The sequence below is a fragment of the Enterobacter sp. V89_11 genome, assembly GCF_029967775.1.
Lineage (GTDB): Bacteria > Pseudomonadota > Gammaproteobacteria > Enterobacterales > Enterobacteriaceae > Enterobacter > Enterobacter ludwigii.
Genome location: NZ_JASCAN010000026.1, coordinates 81,024 through 97,149, shown reverse-complemented (window position 1 = coordinate 97,149; position 16,126 = coordinate 81,024). Strand labels below are relative to the sequence as shown.

The window sequence follows — 16,126 nt, the reverse complement described above, 5'->3', positions numbered from 1 at the left end:
AACGTGACTTTCCGGTGAAATCTTTGCCCCTGGTATAAACTTAAGGGGCAAAAAACAACCCGTGGAGGTCATATGAAGCGTTTTACTCTGGCTCTCGTCACGCTGGTGGTCTGTGCAGGTGCGCAGGCGGCCAGTGATGAAGTGGAAATGAATCTCGTCACCTCTCAGGGTGTAGGTCAGTCCATCGGCACGGTGAAAATCACTGAAACCGACAAGGGACTGGAATTCGCGCCCAATCTCAAAGCCCTTCCTCCTGGCGAACATGGTTTCCATGTCCATGCTAACGGTAGCTGTCAGCCCGCCTTAAAAGAGGGTAAAGCCTCGGCTGCGGAGGCGGCAGGCGGCCACCTCGACCCACAACATACCGGTAAGCATGAAGGTCCTGACGGTATGGGACATCTGGGCGATTTGCCGGTGCTGGTGGTGAATAACGACGGCAAAGCCACGGATCCCGTTGTCGCGCCGCGGCTGAAAAAGCTGGATGAAGTGAAAGGCAAGGCGCTGATGATCCACGTCGGCGGCGACAATATGTCCGATCAGCCAAAACCGCTTGGCGGTGGCGGGGCTCGCTATGCCTGCGGGGTGATGTGATCCCCAATTGTACCCGGAGCCGGTGCCTGTTCCAGCTGCGACAGCGAGCAGTGCAGGCGCCAGATTATCGAGGCTAAATCTCGTGCTGCAGGCGAGTGGTGGTGCGCAAGGGTATCGCAAATTCGCTGAAGTTCAGCAAGCGTGGTTTCCAGTGGACGCTGCTGGACACCGCGTTCGCTCATGACATCGCGTAGCAGGGTGATGCAGACATCACGAACCTGCGACAGCGGGTCGGACCGTGTTTCCCATGCCCTAAGTTGCCAGACCACGTGAGAGCAGTTCAACAGCACCACACCCCAGCGCAACAGCCAGCGGCGCGAAAGGGAGTCCTGGCTGTTATTGAGCTGGCTGACATAGTGATAGACCTGCGATTCATACTCACTTTCACGTAAATGCGGTTTTCGACTCAACTGATCGACAAAACCTCTGCGTAACTCGCGGATATGCCGGCGACTCTTGCGCGCATCTGAACCCGGACGTAACACCGCAAATGCCAGCCACGCCAGCCCAACGCCAAGGATCTTCGCCAGATTATCATTGAGAAAATCGGCGTAGTCATAAACCGGCGGGTTAGTGACGGAGATAAACGAGCCCATAAATACAATCAGCTGTCCCCACAGCCCCGCGAGTTTGGGCATTTGCAGCTTCAGCAGCTGCATGGTGGTTAACAGCGGGAACAGGAACAGAAGGAACTGCCACAGGTCGCTTATCTGCACCATCAACCCAAACTTCACGGCAAAACTAAATAGCGAGAGCAGCACCAGGGTGCGCAGCAGCAGCGTGAGGGAGTTGAACGGTGACGCGGCGACGGAGTACAGCACGCAGCTGATAGCCGCAAGCGTCAGGGCCGCAGGGCCTGACTCCCACTGGGTGGTGATACTCCACGCGCCAACCAGCGTGAGCGCGCAAAAGGTACGAAAACCACTCCACAGTGCCTCCATCGAGTCTGTGTGTCGTGCCAGTGCCGGACTACCGGGGACAGCGAACTCGGTGACCGGGGTGGCATTTTCCACGGCGTTAATCCAGCGGCTGCTGCGCAGATACAACCGGCAAAAATAGTTGAGACGCTGCCAGAAGGCGCGGTGACGGTAATCGTACTCATCTACTGGCGCGAGCGGGGCGATAATCTTCGCGACGGTGTAGATGTCGGCATCCGGGCGTGCAAGCGCCGCGAGCAGCGTTTCAATCACGGCGCGCGTATGTGCAGGGGGTGTGGGCCAGTTGAGCAGCATCCGGCGCAGACTGGAGATTGAACTGGTCATACGCAGCTGCTGATGCAACAGATAGTTCAGCAGGGTGTTCTGACGACGAAAGCGATAGTGGCTCCAGAAGGCCTGAATGCGTAACAGATTCATGGTCAGGATCTGGCCGATCACCTTTTCGTGCGCGAGACGGATGTCGTCGTTGGTATCCGGTTGCCAGAGCAGGCTTGCGTGCTCCAGTAAACGGGTATGCATGGTCTTCAGGGCGGTAATAAGCGCGGTGCCATCGGAAGTGCTCGGCAGTATCATCATCATGAAACCGCCGCTCAGAATACCGACAATCACTTCGCAGACGCGCGCCTGTGCGATGTCCCACAGCTCGGTGGTATCGAGCACATTCACCACCGGAAAGGCGATAATGGCAGCGGTATAGCCGGCCAGCTGGAAGGCATAGGCAACGTTATTCGTAAAATGCGCGCAGGCCCAGGTACAAAAGCCCAGCCATATCGCCATGCTCAACAAAAAAAGCCACGGATCGTTCAGCGTATGACCTGCAATGATTAACGCTGCGGTGGCACCCAACAGGCTGCCGGCAATACGTCCAAGACTCTTGCTGATCACCCCGCCGACGGTGGGGAAACTCACCACCGCGGCAGAGGTCATTGCCCAGTAGGGCTGATCAAGGTTGAGGTAATAGGCGACAGTCAGCGCCAGACACATCGCAATGCCATTACGCAGCGCATAGCGCCACTGCGGACGTGTCGCTTTCATCCACGGCGTATTTCGCCAGGAGAAGGCCTGCAGGTTCATCAACGGGTCCCGATGGCGACGGTGCAGGTTGTGCCGGAGACCAGCGTTATGCCCTGCGGTAAATGGTCAAACTCCACACGAACCGGTACGCGCTGGGCCAGACGTACCCACGGCACGTTCGGTTTGATGTCCGGTACCAGGCCTGAATCCATTTCAACACTCTGATCGTAAATGGCGCGGCCAATGCTGGAGACGTGACCCTGTAACTTTTGCGAGCCGCTGTAAAGCGTAATGGTAGCGGGAGACCCTTCGCGAATATGGCGAAGCTTGGTCTCTTCAAAATAACCCACCACATAGAACGAGTGGCTGTCGACAAGGGCGAAAACGGGTTGCCCGGCGGTGGCATAATTCCCCACGCGGGCTGACAGGTTGGTGATCCATCCATCGACTGGCGCGGTAATAACGGTTTGTGTCAGCTCCCACTGCGCCTGTTTGAGCGTCGCCTCCGCGACGTTCACGCTCGCCTGCATGGCCTTAACGTTGATATTGGCAGTATCTAAATCTTCTGCGGAAATGTAGCTGCGCGACAAGTGCCGGCGGCGATTGGCTTCGTTATTGGCTTTTGCTAAATCAGACTGGGCCTTCGCCAGCTGTGCCTGGGCGTTAAGGATCGCAATATGATAGGGGGTGTCGTCGATACGGAATAACACGTCACCCTTTTTAACGTACTGGTTATCTTTCACGACAAGCGTCGTAATGCTGCCCGACACCTGTGGGGTAATGCTGACCTGCTCAGCCCGCACTTTGCCGTCACGTGTCCAGGGTGACTGCATATAAAAATTCCAGAGCCACCACCCGGCAACCAGGGCCAGGGCAAGAACAATCAGCGTGGAAAAGTACTTCAGCGTTTTCAGGGGCATATTCACCACACAATCAAGACAGCAAGGCCCAGACATACGGAAAGGGCAAACAGGGAGAGGTCCATTAACATGGGGTGCCAAATCTCGCCGGAGTACATCCAGTCGCGAAGCAGGCGATGGGCTATGAGCCAAATCATAAAGCCGACCAGGACGGCCTTAAACAAGGGCGGAAAGTAGACTGACGCACCGAAAATCAGGTCCTGAAGGGGGAGTCCCACGGAGCTTTGAAAAAACGTCACGGGCAGAGATCCTTTGCAGTGAACAAAATGCCGCGAGGGCGAGTCTTAATCTGATGGAACATCACAATTCAGTGTAAGTCATCCTTTTAAGTTCGATGAATGCAGTATTGCATTTGTTTTGCCAATACAAATGCTGCACACTATTCTAAAATCAGTATAATAACTTAGCAAGCTAATTATAAGGAGATGAAATTGGAATCGCCATTAGGTTCTGATCTGGCAAGGTTGGTACGCGTCTGGCGTGCTCTGATTGACCATCGCCTGAAACCTCTGGAATTGACACAGACGCACTGGGTCACGCTGCATAACATTCATCAGCTGCCACCCGACCAGTCACAAATTCAACTGGCAAAAGCGATCGGCATTGAGCAACCATCACTGGTACGTACGCTTGACCAACTGGAAGAGAAAGGACTCATCTCCCGGCAAACCTGCGCCAGCGATCGTCGCGCTAAGCGGATTAAGCTCACTGAGAAAGCGGCCCCTATCATTACTGAAATGGAAGCCGTTATCACCAAAACGCGCGGCGAAATCCTTTCCGGGGTTTCACCCGCAGAGCTTGAACTGCTCATCAGCCTCATTGGACGCCTTGAGCAGAACATCCATGAGCTGCAGTCACGCGACTGACACCATCACAAGGCCTTGCAGCAGCAAGGCCTTTTTTACCTCGACACAACGACGCGGTTACGCCCGGTCTCTTTTGCTTCATACATCGCCTTGTCAGCATTCTCCACGCACGCTTCAGCGGTCGTCGTCGGAGAGGTGGCGGTAAACACCCCCATGCTAATCGTGATGGATTCAGGTAACTGACCCCCGCTGCTGACCTTATCAAAACTGCTCAGCTTTAGCCGTATGCGTTCAGCCACCTGGTACGCTGCTTCCGACGAAGTATTGGTCAGCATCAGGACAAATTCTTCCCCGCCAATACGTGCCGCGATGTCCTGCGGGCGGACGGAATCCATCAGCAGGTTGGCGACAAACTGCAATACTTTGTCTCCCTGCAGATGGCCGTAGCAGTCGTTGATGCGCTTAAAACGGTCGAGATCGCTTACGATAACCGACACAGGGTGGTTGGCTTTGCTGATGCTGAGTGCCTGATTTAAGGCGTCGTAAAAATAACTGCGGTTGTAAAGGCGCGTCAGCGGGTCGCGGATCGAGTTCTGATAAGACTGCTGATACTTTATGTGCGAGTCGCGATACAGGTTAAAGACGTCGTACAGCAGGACAAAAATAATCATCAGCGTCGCCACGGTTTCGAATAAGCGAGCGTGATACCAGGACGTGTCCTCAGCATGCCCGCCGGCTAACAGTAATGAGAGCGTCAGGACATAACAGACACATAAGAAATTACCGCCAACCCAAAAAAGATTCCGCACCCGGGTAATCGTCATTAACGTTGCTAATGCCACAACCCAGAGAAGAATCAAAAAGATATTTATGACCTGGCTCCAGAGAACCATAAATTGCCGGGTTTCATTATCCACCAGATCCAGCGTTATCAGTGCTGAGTGGCTGGAGCAGAACCAGGCCAGGGCGACCATAGAAACCGTAAACAGCATTGTACCGATAACCACGGCAATATGCGCGGGGCGTGAAAGGGGATAATCCCGAATGGAATAGAGTAACGCTGAGACTATTATCAGCACCGCCATAAGAATATGACGGAACATAAAGAAGATCATGGCGTCGTTATAGTCGACAACATTGAACTGATAGAGATCCAGCCATGACGGGAAGCTGGACAGGGTACCGGCCATCAGCATCGTCGACCCGGCAAAGGCCGAGGCGAGGGCGATAAGGTACAACCGCCGTCTGTCGCACCAGTATTTCATGACCATGAAGCAGGCAATAAACAGGTGGAATACCAGCAAAAATATGGTAAGTGTCGGGAATAGCAGCGGTGAGAATGAAGGGACTAATTCGACCAGTTTTACAAAGAGACCTTGTAATATTCCAACGACGACGATGCATCCAAAACAGAATGTAATATAAGGGTTCTTAAAATATCGTTGTAGTGCAAGCATAGGGATTTGACGGAATAATAAAATTAAAAAATGTAAAGTAAGAAAGAGAGTAACAGGCGTGGAGAGTAAATACTTTGCGCAGGAACAAGATATACCGCGCTTAATGATTCATGGCGGGAATGTTTTTTGTAAATATATTGCTGATAATTATATTATATGTAAATAGATTTGTTTACGGGCTTTGCTAAATGGCTTTGCTAAATGGATTTGTTAAATGGATGTGGTCTGATGACCACATCCAGTTTGAATTAGCGTGGAGAAACGGTGACCTGGCTTCCGTTGCTCGCCAGAACAACGCGCTGGCCGGCAGAGAAACGGGTATTACCTTGTTTCTGTACTACCATGATGGTGCTGCCGTCATCTTTACGGATTTCCAGTTCTACGCCCTGGCTTTTGTTCATTGCACCCTGAACGCCCTGGCCTGCAACACCACCCGCAACGGCACCTGCTGCCGTGGCCAGCGAACGGCCCGTGCCACCGCCTACGGTATTACCGAGGAAGCCACCCAGCACAGCACCGCCGATGGCACCCATCACGTTGCTGTCATCGCCACCCTGAATTTGTACAGGGCGTGCGTTAACAACGGTACCGTAAGTGACGCTCTGAACCTGTTTGGCTTCAGAAGCGCTGTACACGTCGCCAGAAAGTGAACTGTCATTCACACAGCCTGCAAGGGTTAAACCGATCAGCGAAACGCCCAGTACACGTAAAATCATTTGAATCTCCTGTTCACCAAAAACGCCCGATGGCGGGCATCCGTTATGGCTAAATTATATGGCATAAGGGGCCATAGTTCATATCTTTGCACTAACAATAAGAAAATTGTACTTGAATTTAACTTAACGAGACATAAACGGGCACCCGGCAGGTTACCTGCCTGAGATTGTTAAAAAATATTATCGCCGGATAGCAAAGCGGCGCTGTTTATGGTTGAGTGGAGAGCATTAGCCCACGCAACGTAAGGAAAGCGCATGAAATCGGGTCGCTACATTGGTGTGATGTCGGGTACCAGTCTGGATGGCGTAGACGTCGTTCTGGCCGCTATTGATGAAAACATGGTGGCACAGCAGGCGAGCCTGACCTGGCCTATCCCCCGGGCGCTGAAAGAGGACATTCTCAGTGTCTGTCAGGGGCAGCAACTGACGCTTTCTCAGCTTGGTCAGCTTGATGTGCGGCTGGGGGCGCTGTTTGCCGATGCGGTACTGGCCCTGATGCATAAAGAAAAGCTTCGCCCGCAGGATGTTGTCGCTATCGGCTGTCACGGACAAACGGTCTGGCATGAGCCGGTCGGCGATGCACCGCATACCCTGCAAATCGGCGACAATAACCAGATTGTGGCGAAGACGGGCGTAACCGTAGTCGGTGATTTTCGGCGTCGCGATATTGCGCTTGGCGGGCAGGGCGCGCCACTGGTGCCCGCTTTTCATCAGGCATTGTTGACCCATCCGACAGAGCGACGAATGGTGCTGAACGTTGGCGGTATTGCCAACCTGTCTCTGCTTATCCCGGATCAACCCGTACGCGGCTATGACACCGGCCCGGGTAACATGCTGATGGATGCCTGGATCTGGCGTCAGCGTGGTCAGGCGTATGATAAAGACGCGCAGTGGGCCAGCGAAGGCAAAGTGATCATCCCGCTGTTGCAGTCCATGCTAAGCGATCCGTACTTCGCCCTACCGGCGCCCAAAAGCACGGGGCGCGAATATTTCAACTATGGCTGGCTCGAACGTCAGCTGGCGCAGTTCCCGGCACTTGCACCGCAGGATGTCCAGGCGACGCTCGCCGAGTTAACGGCGGTTTCGATATCGGAACAGGTTCTTCTCAGCGGTGGATGTGAACGCCTGCTGGTGTGCGGCGGTGGCAGCCGTAACCCGTTGGTGATGGCACGTCTTGCCGGGTTATTGCCGGGTACCGAGGTGACGACCACCGATGAAGCCGGCATCAGCGGCGATGATATGGAAGCGCTGGCCTTTGCCTGGCTTGCCTGGCGCACCATTGCCGGGCTTCCGGGCAATTTGCCGTCGGTGACTGGCGCACGTGAGGCCAGCGTCCTCGGGGCCATTTTCCCGGCGAATCCACGTCATAATCAGAGTTAACTGAAATTCAGCGCGGCGTGTGGTCGTTAGAATGGAATGAAACAGGAGGGCAGCCATGCCCTCCAGGACCAGGAAAGTCTTCGGAATACGCCCATGAAAAAACTTCTTCTTATTGCCGCGCCTTTATTGCTGTCAGGATGCAGCGTCTACAACCAGTTCCTTGATCGCATGCAGACCGATACCCTGGAGTATCGCTGTGATGAAAAACCGCTGACCGTTAAGCTGAACAATCCGCGTCAGGAAGCCAGTTTTGTCTACGACAACAAATTGCTCACCCTCAAGCAGGGCATTTCTGCCTCCGGCGCACGCTACACGGACGGAATTTATGTCTTCTGGTCGAAAGGCGACAGTGCCACCGTCTACAAACGCGACCGTATTGTGCTGAACAATTGCCAGCTCGAAAATCCGAAGCGTTGAGATTTTTACAGGGGCGGCGCACAATAGCGCCACCCAATGTCAATGTCAGCTAACGCCATGTCAGATAACGACGAACTGCAGCAAATTGCGCATCTGCGCCGTGAATACACCAAAGGCGGCCTGCGTCGCCAGGATCTTCCCGCCGAACCCCTCGTGCTTTTTGAACGCTGGCTGAAACAGGCCTGCGAAGCGAAACTCGCCGACCCAACGGCAATGGTTGTCGCAACGGTAGATGAAAACGGTCAACCGTATCAGCGTATCGTCCTGCTCAAACATTATGACGAGAAAGGCCTGGTGTTTTACACCAACCTGGGCAGTCGTAAGGCACACCATTTAGAAAACAATCCTCGTATCAGCCTGCTGTTCCCGTGGCATATGCTGGAGCGTCAGGTGATGGTCACCGGCAAAGCAGAGCGTCTCTCCACGCTGGAAGTGGTGAAGTATTTCCACAGCCGTCCGCGTGACAGCCAGATTGGTGCCTGGGTCTCAAAACAGTCCAGCCGCATTTCGGCGCGTGGCGTGCTTGAAAGCAAATTCCTCGAACTGAAGCAGAAATTCCAGCAGGGCGAAGTTCCGTTGCCCAGTTTCTGGGGGGGCTTCCGCATTCCGATCGAGCAGATGGAATTCTGGCAGGGCGGCGAACACCGTCTGCATGACCGCTTTTTATACCAGCGTGAAAATGGCGGCTGGAAAATCGACAGGCTGGCACCGTAATCGCCGAAATTTGTTGATTTAAGCGCTAGCGCAGGCCGCGCTTGCGCTTTATTCTATGTACCTTTCGCATCAGGCGAAAAGTCGTGTACCGGCAAAGGTGCAGTCGTTTATACATGGAGAATTTGATGGCAAGCAGTAACTTGATTAAACAATTGCAAGAGCGGGGCCTTGTGGCTCAGGTGACGGACGAGGAAGCGTTAGCAGAGCGACTGGCGCAAGGCCCGATCGCGCTCTATTGCGGCTTCGATCCTACCGCTGACAGCTTGCATTTGGGGCATCTTGTTCCATTGTTATGCCTGAAACGCTTCCAGATGGCGGGCCACAAGCCTGTCGCACTGGTTGGCGGCGCGACCGGTCTGATTGGCGACCCAAGCTTTAAAGCTGCCGAGCGTAAACTGAACACCGAAGACACCGTGCAGGAGTGGGTGGATAAGATCCGCAAACAGGTTGCGCCTTTCCTCGACTTTAACTGCGGTGACAATTCTGCGATTGCGGCCAATAACTATGACTGGTTTGGCGGCATGAACGTGCTGACCTTCCTGCGCGACATTGGCAAACACTTCTCTGTTAACCAGATGATTAACAAAGAAGCGGTGAAGCAGCGTCTGAACCGTGACGACCAGGGCATCTCCTTTACCGAGTTCTCCTACAACCTGCTGCAGGGTTATGACTTTGCTTGCCTGAATAAACTGCACGGCGTCTGCCTGCAGATTGGCGGCTCTGACCAGTGGGGCAACATCACGTCGGGTATCGATCTGACGCGTCGTCTGCACCAGAACCAGGTCTTCGGTCTGACCGTTCCACTGATCACCAAAGCCGACGGCACCAAATTTGGTAAAACCGAAGGCGGCGCGGTATGGCTTGATCCGAAGAAAACCAGCCCGTACAAATTCTACCAGTTCTGGATTAACACGGCGGATGCCGATGTTTATCGCTTCCTGAAGTTCTTCACCTTTATGGACATTGAGGCGATCAATGCTCTGGAAGAAGAAGACAAAACCAGCGGTAAAGCACCACGCGCTCAGTACGTACTGGCTGATGAAGTGACCAAACTGGTTCACGGTGAAGAAGGTCTGGCCGCGGCAAAACGCATTACTGCAAGCCTGTTCAACGGGACGCTGAGCGATCTGAGCGAAGCGGACTTCGAACAACTGGCGCAGGATGGCGTGCCGATGGTTGAGATGGAAAAAGGTGCCGACCTGATGCAGGCGCTGGTGGACTCCGAGCTGCAGCCATCCCGCGGTCAGGCGCGTAAAACCATCGCCTCGAACGCTATCACCATTAACGGTGAAAAACAGGCCGACCCGGAATACACCTTCGCTGACAGCGATCGTCTGTATGGCCGCTACACGCTTCTGCGTCGTGGTAAGAAAAACTACTGTCTGGTCTGCTGGAAATAATTAAAAGTATCCAGGGGCGTGGGAAACCACGCCCCTTTTGTTTTTTCAGGGTTTGGTAAGTAAAAATGAAGAACATCCTCGCCATTCAGTCCCACGTTGTCTTTGGGCATGCTGGCAACAGCGCCGCGGAATTTCCGATGCGCCGCCTCGGTGCCAACGTCTGGCCCCTCAATACCGTGCAGTTCTCAAACCATACACAATACGGCCAATGGACCGGCTGCGTGATGCCGCCTTCGCACCTCACCGACATTGTGCAGGGCATTGCCAATATCGATCAGCTAAAACGCTGTGATGCGATACTGAGCGGATATCTCGGTTCGGCAGAGCAGGGAGAGCATATCCTGGGCATTGTCCGCCAGGTGAAAGCGGCAAACCCGGCGGCGAAATACTTTTGTGATCCTGTTATGGGGCATCCGGAGAAAGGCTGTATCGTGGCCCCCGGCGTGGCTGAATTCCATGTGCGTCACGCGCTGCCGGCCAGCGATATTATTGCGCCGAACCTCATTGAGCTGGAAATTCTCTGCGAGCATCCGGTGAATAGCGTAGAAGAGGCGGTAAGCGCTTCTCGCGAGCTAATAGCCCAGGGGCCGGAGATTGTCCTGGTGAAACATCTCGCGCGCGCAGGGCTGAGCAGGGACCGTTTTGAGATGCTGCTGGTGACGAAAGACGAAGCCTGGCATATCAGCCGCCCGCTGGTGGACTTCGGCATGCGTCAGCCGGTGGGTGTCGGTGATGTGACAAGCGGTTTGCTGCTGGTGAAATTACTTCAGGGGGCCACACTGCGGGATGCGCTTGAGCATGTAACTGCTGCGGTGTACGAAATCATGAAGGCGACAAAAGAGATGCAGGAGTATGAACTGCAGGTGGTCGCGGCACAGGATCGTATCGCGAAACCGGAGCATTACTTCAGCGCGACCCGGTTATAACGGTTCACGTTCCAGTCAGCCGGGTAGCGACAGCGCCACCCGGCCATACAGTGCGCCGGTCAGTTCAACCCTTCTGCTTTAAGCGCTGCAGCCACCGCAGGACGCGCGGCTACGCGATCCATGTACGATGCAATGTGGTCCAGCCCGTCCATGTTGAGCTTAATGGCCCGCGCCCAGCGCAGCACGGTGAACAGATAGGCATCGGCAATCGTAAAGCGCGCGCCCCCAATCCACTGATCGTCTTTCAGCGATGCGTTAACGTACTGCAGTTTTTTCTCCAGCTGAGCACGTACGGTCGGTTTGTACTCTTCCGGCGTCTCCGGACGGAACAGCGGCGTAAAGCCTTTGTGCAGCTCGGTCGCAATGTAGTTCATCCACTCCAGCGTTTTGTAGCGAGAAACCGTGCTTACCGGTGCCAGCAATTGCCGGTCGGGCACGCTATCGGCGAGGAACTGCATAATCGCCACGCCTTCGGTCAGCAGGGTACCGTCATCCAGCAGCAGAGCCGGAACTTGTCCCTTCGGGTTAATAGCAAAAAAATCATCGCCGTTTTCCAGGCGTTTTTTCATCAGGTCAACGCCATCCAGCGTGAAATCTTTGCCGCTCTCGCGCAGGGTAATGTGGGAAGCAAGAGAGCACGCGCCCGGTTTGTAGAACAGTTTCATCGGTAACTCCTTTTTGCTGAGGTTTCAGCTATGTTAGTGCGCGAACGGGTAAAAAAAAAGCCGCTAATACATTAGCGGCTTCTGTTCAGTCGTTTCTCAGTGACATTATGCGGTAGCGGTTTCGGTCGCTTTCGCCGTCTTGTCGTCGTCCTGAGTCATGCGATTCAGCTTCGGCGCAGTCAGCATCATCAGAACCGCGATAACCGCAGTAGCAATACCAATCTGCATGAACACGGTACCGTAGACGTTCAGAGAGACCAGTGGGTCAGTCACGTTATCCGGCACGGCCATCAGGTTTGCAATTTTACCTGCGATGATGGCGGCACCCGCAGTGGTCAGGAACCAGCTACCCATGATGAAGCCCATCAGACGCTGAGGAACCAGTTGTGCAACCATCGCCAGGCCCAGACCGGAGATCATCAGTTCACCGATAGACTGCAGCGCGTAGCTCAGGATCAGCCAGTTAACGGAGACGATACCGGCGTCAGTCGCAAATTTCGTACCCAGCGGCAGTACCAGGAATGCGCCAGAACACAGCAGCATACCGATAGCAAATTTGTGCGGCATCGGCAGACGGTCGCCCATCTTGTTATAGATAGCAGCCAGAATCGGGCTACCAATCATGATCCAGAACGGGTTCAGGGCCTGATACTGTTCCGGCTCGAACGCGATACCCAGGATTGAGTGCTCAACGTTACGGATAGCGAAGAAGTTCAGAGACGTTGGCATCTGGCTGTACAGAACGAAGAAGATAATCGCTTCCAGCATCAGGATGAAGGCCACAATCATCTTACGACGAGCGGCACCCTGCATGGCGAAGGCTTCTTTCGCGAAGATGATCACGATACCCAGCGCAACCACACCCAGAACGGCACGCGCGATGCCCTGGTTATGCAGCAGCCAGGTCGCGATTGCCGCGAGGATCACCACGCCGACAATGGTCGCCAGCAGTTTGCCAATGTGAACCGGTTCGAAGTCTGGTTTGGAGCCGTAGTCTTTCACCCAGCGTTTGCAGAAGGCAAAGTTAACCACGGTGATCAGCATACCGACAACGGACAGGGAGAACGCAACGCTCCAGCCGAATTTAGCGGCCAGCCACGGGGTTGCCAGCATGGAGAAGAAGGAGCCGATGTTCACGGACATGTAGTACATGGTGAATGCACCGTCCAGACGCGGGTCATCTTTGTTGTAACAGGTAGAGAGCAGGGAAGACGGGTTCGCTTTGAACAGACCGTTACCGACGGCGATAGTCGCCATACCCATATACACCACAGCGGCATCGTGACCAGACCATGCAACCAGCGCATAGCCAACGGCCAGGACAATCGCACCCAGCATAATGACACGTTTAGTCCCGAGGACTTTATCGCCCAGCCAGCCGCCGATAGCGACCAGACCGTACACCAGGGCACTGAAAGAGGAGAACAGCGTAATGGAATCTGCTTCGGACATACCCAGCTGTTTTACCAGGTAAACCGCCATGATCCCTTGCAGGCCGTAATAACCAAAACGCTCCCATAACTCGATAGAGAAGATGAGATAGAACGCTTTAGGTTGTTTAAAAGCGTTAAGACTTACGCTTTCATCTGTTGGTTTATTGTTTGCAGTCGACACATATACCTCTTTTTTTACATCCCATATTAACGGGGGTGTTCATCGCGTGATGGCCGTAGTCCATCCGCCTTATAGTTATATTGGGAGGAGAAACGGCGGGTAATGTTCACTATCCTGCACCGTCTGGCAATACGTTTGTAATAATCTGTTACATATAACTGGGCCGCTATAATCGGCGGTTCATACAAATGTTATTCAGCGTTAAATTTCATACGATCTGTAAAGGGAGTTTTTTTGACTGGCATTCACCCATAATTTGCCCTCAATGGCGATATGTTCTGCTATTTGAGGTTTATTGCAGTGATATAGCCCATATTCTGAAAAATAGCTGGTCTTATGTGTTGCTCGTGATGAGTTTGATCTTGTCTGGCAAAGGGTTTACGCCGCTTTTAACAACAAAAATTCAACACGAAGTTATCAGGGTGATCTTGATCACATATGTATAGAAATTTTCGGCTATGAAAAAAGTATTAACCTGTTTGAGCGTTAAAGGCTCGAACAAGTGATAAGGGAAGCGGTAAGGAAGGCGGATAAATTATGGTCAAAAGAAGGTCTTCTGGTAGACCCTCTCTTGGTAAGGAATTGGCGTTGCGTCAGAAAACGAAAAGCGGAAGATATCAGGGATACACTTTCTCTTTGTACTCGCAGAGATCTTCGATAATACAGGAGCCACAGCGAGGCTTACGGGCAATACAGGTATAACGGCCATGGAGAATGAGCCAGTGATGGCAATCCACCTTAAATTCGGCGGGAACCACTTTTAGCAGTTTCTCTTCAACCTGCTCGACATTCTTGCCCGGTGCGAAGTTCGTGCGGTTAGAGACGCGGAAAATATGGGTATCAACGGCGATAGTCGGCCAGCCAAACGCGGTGTTAAGTACCACATTCGCAGTCTTACGTCCCACGCCGGGTAATGCTTCCAGCGCGGCGCGATCTTCCGGCACTTCACCCCCGTGCTGTTCCAGCAGGATCCGGCAGGTTTTGATCACGTTCTCAGCCTTGCTGTTAAACAGACCGATGGTTTTGATATAGGACTTCACCCCGTCCACGCCCAGCTCCAGCATCGCCTTTGGCGTGTTGGCGACCGGATAAAGCAGGGCGGTCGCCTTATTAACGCTCACGTCGGTAGCCTGCGCAGAGAGCAGCACGGCGATCAATAGCTCGAACGGGGAGTTAAAATTCAGCTCCGTCGTCGGGTGTGGGTTCTCATCCCGCAGACGGGTCAGGATCGCAATGCGCTTTTCTTTATTCATGAGGCCTTCTCGGGTATCCCTTCCTGTACGCTGCGCTCAGCCGCGCGGCGCTTACGTTTTTCATCTATCAGGTATTTTATCGCCAGCATCATGCCGAGGCCAATAAACGCGCCTGGCGGCAGCATGGCCAGCAGGAACGGCGTATCGGTGTGGAAGACTTCGATGCGCAGCGCTTTAGCCCAGCCGCCGAGCAGCGCATCTGCGCCATCAAACAGCGTTCCGTTACCCAGGATCTCACGCATTGAGCCGAGCACGAACATGGCACCGGTTGCCCCCATACCAATAGAGAAACCATCCAGAGCCGACATCGCCGGGCTGTTTTTCACGGCAAAAGCTTCCGCGCGCCCGACCACAATACAGTTGGTTACGATGAGGGGAATAAAGATCCCGAGCGACTGATACAGACCGAACGCATAAGCGTTAATCAGCATCTGGACGATACTCACCACCGACGCGATGATCATGACGTAAATCGGAATACGGATTTCCGATGGCGTCCAGCGGCGCAGGGCAGAGATGGACAGATTGGTCAGGGTGAGAACCAGCGTGGTTGCCAGCCCCAGACCCAGCGCGTTGGTGGCGGTGGATGTCACCGCCAGCAGCGGGCACATCCCCAGCAGCTGTACCAGCGCGGAGTTGTTCTTCCACAATCCCTGGACGATAACCTCTTTAACCTGGCTCATGATTACTCCTCACAGGCCGGAAGATTGTTCATCTGCGCGGGCAGCGTTTCCGCATACAGCCCGGCTCGTTTAACGGCATTGACCACGGCCCGTGGGGTAATGGTTGCCCCCGTGAACTGGTCAAACTCGCCGCCATCCTTTTTCACAGCAAACGCAGGATCCGCTTCGCCGTGGATCACTTTTCCGGCAAAATGCAAAATCCAGTCGCTCAGACGGGTTTCAATTTTATCCCCCAGGCCTGGCGTCTCATGATGTTCCGTCACGCGCGTACCCAACACGGTACCGGAGAAATCGCTGCCGACCAGCAGTTGAATCGCCCCGGAGTAGCCATCGGGCGCCGTCGCTTCCATCACCGCGCCTACCGCATTATCCCCCTTACGGGCAATAAAGACGCGGTGCGGGCCTTTGCCTAACTGAGGTGCCTGGACCACGAAGCAACTTTTCTGCAGGTCATTATCGTAGAAATCAGGGGGGATCACCTGATCGAACAGGGCTTTTTGCTGCTTCACCGCCTGTTCGTCGATGGTCGATTTGGTCAGGTTGTTCACCAGGGCCGTCAGTCCGGTGAGGACCGCGGCGAAAATGGCCAGCGTGACACCGTGTTTTTGCATTGTTTTCAGCATCGCGAAACC

The 16,126-nt window shown here is 53.9% G+C and carries 17 protein-coding genes; 7 read left to right on the top strand and 10 right to left on the bottom strand.

All coding sequences use genetic code 11. The features are described from left to right. Positions 1-72 precede the first annotated feature (72 nt). Entirely contained in the window at positions 73-591 is a 519-nt protein-coding gene (sodC, locus tag QLG09_RS20120; RefSeq protein ID WP_020884336.1) for a superoxide dismutase [Cu-Zn] SodC, read from the top strand. Here sodC and QLG09_RS20115 read toward each other — a convergent pair. Genes QLG09_RS20115 through QLG09_RS20105 form a run of 3 tightly spaced genes read right to left on the bottom strand, consistent with a single transcriptional unit; the run spans position 570 to position 3,702 of the window. Next, entirely contained in the window at positions 570-2,603 is a 2,034-nt protein-coding gene (locus QLG09_RS20115) for an FUSC family protein (RefSeq protein ID WP_244047907.1), read from the bottom strand. The two genes, sodC and QLG09_RS20115, sit on opposite strands and share 22 nt — an antisense overlap. Next, complete coding sequence (locus tag QLG09_RS20110) at positions 2,603-3,463, bottom strand: HlyD family secretion protein (protein WP_244048000.1); 861 nt, start codon at positions 3,461-3,463, stop codon at positions 2,603-2,605. The genes QLG09_RS20115 and QLG09_RS20110 overlap by 1 nt, the downstream gene beginning before the upstream one ends. A 2-nt stretch (positions 3,464-3,465) precedes the next feature. Beyond that, a complete protein-coding gene (locus QLG09_RS20105; RefSeq protein WP_020884333.1) occupies positions 3,466-3,702 on the bottom strand; it encodes a DUF1656 domain-containing protein in 237 nt (78 codons plus the stop codon). 186 nt (positions 3,703-3,888) lie between these two features. Here QLG09_RS20105 and slyA point away from each other — a divergent pair, with 186 nt between their 5' ends. After that, positions 3,889-4,329: a transcriptional regulator SlyA gene (gene slyA / locus QLG09_RS20100; RefSeq protein ID WP_014169785.1), complete on the top strand. Its 441-nt coding sequence runs from the start codon at positions 3,889-3,891 to the stop codon at positions 4,327-4,329. A 35-nt stretch (positions 4,330-4,364) separates the two neighbouring features. Here the strand turns inward: slyA and QLG09_RS20095 are convergent, their stop codons facing one another. Continuing rightward, positions 4,365-5,726, bottom strand: coding sequence for a GGDEF domain-containing protein (locus QLG09_RS20095; RefSeq protein ID WP_047744553.1), 1,362 nt, complete (start codon positions 5,724-5,726; stop codon positions 4,365-4,367). Positions 5,727-5,974: 248 nt separating this feature from the next. Beyond that, positions 5,975-6,442: an outer membrane lipoprotein SlyB gene (gene slyB, locus QLG09_RS20090; protein ID WP_014169789.1), complete on the bottom strand. Its 468-nt coding sequence runs from the start codon at positions 6,440-6,442 to the stop codon at positions 5,975-5,977. Between the two features lie 255 nt (positions 6,443-6,697). Between slyB and anmK the strand changes: the two genes are divergently transcribed. From anmK to pdxY, 5 genes are all read left to right on the top strand, one after another. After that, positions 6,698-7,822, top strand: a complete 1,125-nt coding sequence (gene anmK / locus QLG09_RS20085) for an anhydro-N-acetylmuramic acid kinase (RefSeq protein ID WP_063435086.1) — start codon at positions 6,698-6,700, stop codon at positions 7,820-7,822. A gap of 93 nt (positions 7,823-7,915) precedes the next feature. Beyond that, positions 7,916-8,239, top strand: a complete 324-nt coding sequence (gene mliC / locus QLG09_RS20080) for a C-type lysozyme inhibitor (protein WP_020884329.1) — start codon at positions 7,916-7,918, stop codon at positions 8,237-8,239. 57 nt (positions 8,240-8,296) lie between these two features. Next, positions 8,297-8,953 carry a pyridoxamine 5'-phosphate oxidase gene (gene pdxH / locus QLG09_RS20075; RefSeq protein WP_025204349.1) on the top strand — a complete coding sequence of 219 codons (657 nt, stop codon included), beginning with the start codon at positions 8,297-8,299 and terminating at the stop codon, positions 8,951-8,953. A gap of 125 nt (positions 8,954-9,078) precedes the next feature. Continuing rightward, on the top strand, positions 9,079-10,353 hold the full coding sequence (gene tyrS, locus QLG09_RS20070) for a tyrosine--tRNA ligase (protein WP_025204348.1): 1,275 nt from the start codon (positions 9,079-9,081) through the stop codon (positions 10,351-10,353). 65 nt (positions 10,354-10,418) lie between these two features. Next, positions 10,419-11,279, top strand: coding sequence for a pyridoxal kinase PdxY (gene pdxY / locus QLG09_RS20065; RefSeq protein ID WP_014169794.1), 861 nt, complete (start codon positions 10,419-10,421; stop codon positions 11,277-11,279). 59 nt (positions 11,280-11,338) lie between these two features. Here pdxY and gstA read toward each other — a convergent pair whose 3' ends face one another. The 5 genes from gstA to rsxG all read right to left on the bottom strand — a co-directional run bounded on the left by gstA (position 11,339) and on the right by rsxG (position 16,117). Beyond that, a complete protein-coding gene (gstA, locus tag QLG09_RS20060; RefSeq protein WP_014169795.1) occupies positions 11,339-11,944 on the bottom strand; it encodes a glutathione transferase GstA in 606 nt (201 codons plus the stop codon). A 105-nt stretch (positions 11,945-12,049) separates the two neighbouring features. After that, positions 12,050-13,558 (bottom strand): dipeptide/tripeptide permease DtpA, encoded by a 1,509-nt coding sequence (dtpA, locus tag QLG09_RS20055; protein WP_014169796.1) that lies wholly within the window; start codon positions 13,556-13,558, stop codon positions 12,050-12,052. 617 nt (positions 13,559-14,175) lie between these two features. Next, positions 14,176-14,811 (bottom strand): endonuclease III, encoded by a 636-nt coding sequence (gene nth, locus QLG09_RS20050; protein ID WP_014169797.1) that lies wholly within the window; start codon positions 14,809-14,811, stop codon positions 14,176-14,178. Then, the gene (locus QLG09_RS20045; RefSeq protein WP_020884326.1) at positions 14,808-15,494 is read right to left on the bottom strand and encodes an electron transport complex subunit E; all 687 of its coding nucleotides are present in this window, start codon (positions 15,492-15,494) and stop codon (positions 14,808-14,810) included. Before QLG09_RS20045 ends, nth begins: the two co-directional genes overlap by 4 nt. Positions 15,495-15,496: 2 nt before the next feature. After that, entirely contained in the window at positions 15,497-16,117 is a 621-nt protein-coding gene (rsxG, locus tag QLG09_RS20040; protein WP_020884325.1) for an electron transport complex subunit RsxG, read from the bottom strand. Positions 16,118-16,126: the final 9 nt, after the last annotated feature.